Here is a 5,299-nt window from a genome sequence, read left to right as displayed (position 1 = left end):
GTCACTCCTTTGTTTTGGCTGTTGGGTGTCGTTACCTCAATGATGGCCGAAAACAACGGGGGTGGCAAGCTTTTTTTCTTCCAACCGTTGAAACTCAAGGGAAAACCGTGAGTGTGGAGGATAAACTTTTGACAATACCGTTGGCAATGGAGGGGGAAGAAACATGGATAAGTTGATGGACCATCCTTGGTTTATTCGCGTTGTCTCCTTATTGCTGGCGATTATGCTGTATATGTCAGCCAATGTCGGGGCGAAAACCGGTGAAACGCGCAACACGTTTGGCCAGGAAGATACGGAAACGTTGATCGATATTCCGGTGGTCGCTTACTATGATGAAGACAACTTGGTTGTATCTGGCGTCCCGAAATACGTGAACGTTACGCTCCAAGGGCCGGCCAGCATTGTCAAGCCGACGGCTCTGCAGCGAAATTTCGAGGTGTATGTCGATTTAACGGAATTGCCGTTAGGGACATACACGGTGCCGATCAAATACAGGGACATCTCTGACAAGTTGAAAGTGACGATTCAGCCTTCCTCGGCCAAAGTGACGATTCGTGAAAAAGTGTCGAAACGGTTTCCTGTCGGTGTTGAATTTTTCAATCGAAACAAAATGCCGGATGGCTATTCCGTTGGAGAACCGACTGTGAAACCAGATGCCGTGACGATTACCGGGGCGAAGGAACTAATCGACGAGATTGCGTTTGTCAAAGCCATCGTCGACTTAGATGGGGCGACGGAAACGTTGACGAGAGAAGCGCGCGTTTGGGTGTACGATCGACGGGGAAATGAGTTAGATATTGAGCCAGAGCCATCGTCGGTGGAAGTAACCGTGCCGGTGAAAAGCCCGAGCAAGACGGTGCCGGTTCAAGTGCGAACAACTGGGGAGTTGCCGGATGGTGTGCATCTTGTCAGCATCACGCCGGAGCCGGATCGAGTGACGATTTATGGACCGAAAGAAGTGTTGAACCATATTGACAAGCTGGAAGGATTGACCGTTGATTTGGACGATATTACGGATGATGCGACGGTAGAACTTGACGCTCCGCTCCCTGATGGCGCAAAAAGCATCAACCCAGACAAAATCAAGGTCCATATTGATGTGGAAAAAGACGTCACGCAAACGTGGAAAGACGTGCCGATCGCTGTCGTCGGCTTGCCGGATTCATACAAAGCTGAATTTGTCAAACCGCTTGAAGGCAAAATTACGGTCCACCTTGTCGGTCCGCCCGATGTCGTCCGCGGGTTGACAAAAGACGATATTCGTTTGTATGTCGATGTCGGTGGACTTGACACCGGCGAACATCAAGTTCCCATTCAATGGAACCACCCTAAACAAGTCCAATGGCAACCGTCGGCGGAAACGGCGATGGTCCATATTCGCGACAAAGCAACTGCACAATAAACTGCATAGTAAGGAGAGAGTGAACGAATGGGCAAATATTTTGGCACTGATGGTGTACGAGGAGTCGCAAATCGTGAATTGACGCCAGAGTTGGCGTTTCAAATCGGCCGCTGCGGCGGATACGTGCTGACCAAAAGCGCTGAGCGCCCGAAAGTACTGATCGGGCGCGACACCCGCATTTCCGGCCATATGTTGGAAGGCGCCCTTGTCGCCGGGCTTTTGTCGATCGGGGCGGAAGTGATGCGCCTTGGCGTCATTTCCACGCCAGGCGTCGCCTATTTGACGAAGGCGCTTGGAGCGCAGGCCGGCATTATGATTTCCGCCTCCCACAACCCGGTGCAAGATAACGGCATTAAATTTTTCGGTCCGGACGGGTTCAAGCTGTCGGATGAGCAGGAAGCGGAAATTGAGGCGCTGATCGACAGCGCGGAGGATATGCTGCCGCGGCCGATCGGGGCTGGGCTTGGGCAAGTAAACGACTATTTCGAAGGCGGGCAAAAGTACTTGCAGTATTTAAAACAAACGATTGATGAAGAAGATTTTTCCGGGATGAAAATCGCCCTCGACTGCGCGCACGGGGCGACGTCATCGCTTGCGACGTACTTATTTGCCGATTTGGATGCGGATGTCGTGACAATGGGGGCTTCGCCCAATGGGCTCAACATTAACGAAGGGGTCGGGTCCACCCATCCGGAAGCGCTCGCCGCATTTGTCAAAGAAAAAGGAGCGGATGTCGGGCTCGCCTTTGACGGCGACGGCGACCGTCTCATTGCCGTCGATGAGAACGGCAACATCGTCGATGGCGACCAAATTATGTACATTTGCGCCAAATATTTAAAAGAAACCGGCCGCCTCAAGCACCAAACCGTCGTCTCAACCGTCATGAGCAACCTTGGGTTTTACAAGGCGCTTGAGGCGCAGGGAATCAAAAGTGTACAAACGGCCGTTGGCGACCGCTATGTCGTCGAGGAAATGAAGAAGAACGGCTATAATCTCGGCGGCGAGCAGTCCGGACACATCATTTTCCTTGACTACAACACGACGGGGGACGGAATGTTGACGGCGCTCCAGCTTGTCAACATCATGAAAATCAAAGGCAAGCCGCTTTCCGAATTGGCGGGGGAAATGAAAAAATACCCGCAGCTGCTTGTGAACGTCCGGGTAAAAGATAAAGAAAAAGCGATGGAAAATGAGCAAGTGAAAAAAGTGATCCAGGAAGTGGAGGCAGAGATGAACGGCAACGGCCGCGTTCTTGTCCGCCCATCGGGGACTGAGCCTCTTGTGCGCATTATGGCGGAGGCCCCGACCGAAGAAGCGTGCCGCGCCTACGTGGAGCGGATCGCGGATGTCGTTCGCCGTGAAATGGGAGTGGAATAACCGACCGCTTGGACAACCACCCTATGCATAGACGGAACGTTCGCTTCCGTTTATGCATAGGTTATTTTATATAAAGGGATGGATAGATGATAGTTGACGCCGCTGGGAATGTCCTGTAATATTAACGTTGTTGCTTTTTTCTTGAAAGGAGGCGATGGCAGGGCGGAACAAGGAGATCAGGAACAGCAGTTGTTCCAGCGGATGGAACGTTTCAAAAAGAAAAACCGGTTGGTTGTTGCAATCGTTTTGACGACAAAAGCGCCTGGACTAAGCGTTGGACGGAAGAACGCTTAGTTGACGAGGAGGAGGTTTATCGAGGTTTTCGGCGGATGCCTCCCGGCTGGAGCGATGACAGCCGCAAGTCCTCTCTTAAAACAAAGGGGTGACCCTTTGCACAAAGGGGAGGATGTCATCGCGCGAAACGAAGAAGGGAGTCTGCCGCCCGTGGATCGGCGAGGCCCCGTTGTTCTTTGACAACTGAACATGGAAGGATCTCATTAGCGGCAGCCTCCAAGATGAAAAGGAGGAACATTTGCCATGTGCGGCATTGTTGGCTATATCGGTAATCAAGATGTGAAGGAAATTTTATTGCGCGGATTGGAAAAACTCGAGTATCGCGGCTACGATTCGGCGGGGATCGCTGTGTTGAACGAAAGCGGCGTGCATGTGTTTAAGGAAAAAGGACGGATTGCTGATTTGCGCCGCATCGTCGACCCGAACGTCAACGCGACGGTCGGCATTGGCCATACACGCTGGGTGACACACGGGGCGCCAAGCCGAGTGAACGCCCACCCGCATCAAAGCGCTTCAGGCCGTTTTACGCTTGTGCATAACGGTGTCATTGAAAACTATGAAATGGTCAAGCGCGATTATTTAGCCGATGTTACGTTTCAAAGCGACACGGACACGGAAGTCATCGTCCAGCTCGTGGAAAAATTCGTCCGTGACGGGCTGACAACGGAAGAGGCGTTCCGAAAAACGCTCTCGCTGCTAAAAGGATCGTACGCCATCGCCATGATCGATGCGCAAGACGAAAACACCATCTATGCGGCGAAAAACAAAAGCCCGCTTCTCGTCGGCTTGGGCGATGGGTTTAACGTCGTGGCGAGCGACGCGATGGCGATGCTTCAAGTGACGAATCAATTCGTCGAACTGATGGATGGGGAGCTCGTTATCGTCACGAGCGAGAACGTCACGATTCAAACGCTCAACGGCGAGACAGTCGAACGGAAGTCGTTTACGGCCGAGCTCGATGCAAGCGACATTGAAAAAGGAACGTATCCGCATTACATGTTGAAAGAAATTGACGAGCAGCCGTTCGTCATCCGCCGCATCATTCAAAAATACCAAGACGAAAACGGCGGATTGACGATTGACCAAGCGATCATCAACGAAGTGCTGAACGCTGACCGCCTGTACATTGTCGCGTGCGGAACGAGCTACCATGCAGGTCTCGTCGGCAAGCAGTTGATCGAATCGTGGGCGAAAATTCCGGTGGAAGTGCATATCGCCAGCGAATTTTCGTACAACATGCCGCTGTTGTCGGAAAAGCCGCTCTTCATCTTTATCTCGCAAAGCGGCGAAACGGCCGACAGCCGCGCCGTGCTCGTGCAAACGAACAAACTCGGCTATAAAGCGATTACGATCACGAACGTCCCAGGTTCGACGCTGTCGCGGGAAGCCGATTATACGCTCCTGTTGCACGCCGGCCCGGAAATCGCCGTTGCCTCGACAAAAGCCTATACGGCGCAAATTGCTGTGCTTGCGATTTTGGCCGCCGCGGCGGCAAAAGCGAAAGGCTTTGAGCTGGACTTTGACTTGACGAAAGAGCTTGCCATCGTCGCCAATGTGATGGAAATGCTGTGCGATGCGAAAGAGGAAATGGAGAAAATCGCGAGCGACTACTTGACCCTGACGCGCAACTGCTTCTTCATCGGCCGCGCCGTTGACTACTATGTCTGCCTAGAAGGCGCGCTGAAACTGAAGGAGATCTCTTACATCCAAGCGGAAGGGTTCGCCGGCGGCGAGCTGAAACACGGCACGATCGCCTTGATTGAGGACGGCACGCCGGTGATTGCGCTTGCCACTCAGGAGCACGTGAATTTAAGCATTCGCGGCAACGTAAAAGAAGTCGTCGCCCGCGGCGCGAACCCGTGCGTCATCTCGATGCGCGGCCTGGAAGGCGACGGCGACCGCTTCATCATCCCGGCTGTCCATCCGGATCTTACGCCGCTTGTGTCCGTCGTGCCGTTGCAGCTGATCGCCTACTATGCCGCCTTGCACCGCGGCTGCGACGTCGACAAACCGCGCAACTTGGCGAAGAGCGTGACGGTGGAGTGAGCGGTTCGTTGGTCGGAAAGATGTTTGTTGAGTTACAAAAAAGTTGTTTAATTTACAAAAAAGTTGTTTAATTTACAAAAAAGTCGTTTAAATTACAAAAAAGTTGTTTAAAAAACACACGGCATCGATTACAATTAATGTAATCGAACGTGTGTTTTTTTAACTCACATTTCGCACCCT

Annotated in this window: 3 protein-coding genes; all 3 read left to right on the top strand. The window is 52.4% G+C overall.

The features are described 5' to 3' along the window. Positions 1-163 precede the first annotated feature (163 nt). The 3 genes from IKE44_RS08455 (at position 164) to glmS (ending at position 5,119) form a co-directional block, all read left to right on the top strand. Entirely contained in the window at positions 164-1,402 is a 1,239-nt protein-coding gene (locus tag IKE44_RS08455) for a CdaR family protein (protein WP_033016923.1), read from the top strand. Positions 1,403-1,429: 27 nt separating this feature from the next. Beyond that, entirely contained in the window at positions 1,430-2,779 is a 1,350-nt protein-coding gene (glmM, locus tag IKE44_RS08450; RefSeq protein ID WP_033016922.1) for a phosphoglucosamine mutase, read from the top strand. Between the two features lie 537 nt (positions 2,780-3,316). Beyond that, positions 3,317-5,119: a glutamine--fructose-6-phosphate transaminase (isomerizing) gene (gene glmS, locus IKE44_RS08445; protein WP_287465615.1), complete on the top strand. Its 1,803-nt coding sequence runs from the start codon at positions 3,317-3,319 to the stop codon at positions 5,117-5,119. Positions 5,120-5,299: the final 180 nt, after the last annotated feature.

The organism is Geobacillus sp. (assembly GCF_017515625.1).
Lineage (GTDB): Bacteria > Bacillota > Bacilli > Bacillales > Anoxybacillaceae > Geobacillus > Geobacillus stearothermophilus.
Note: the sequence above shows the minus strand (reverse complement) of the source record. Positions and strands in the feature narration are given on the sequence as shown.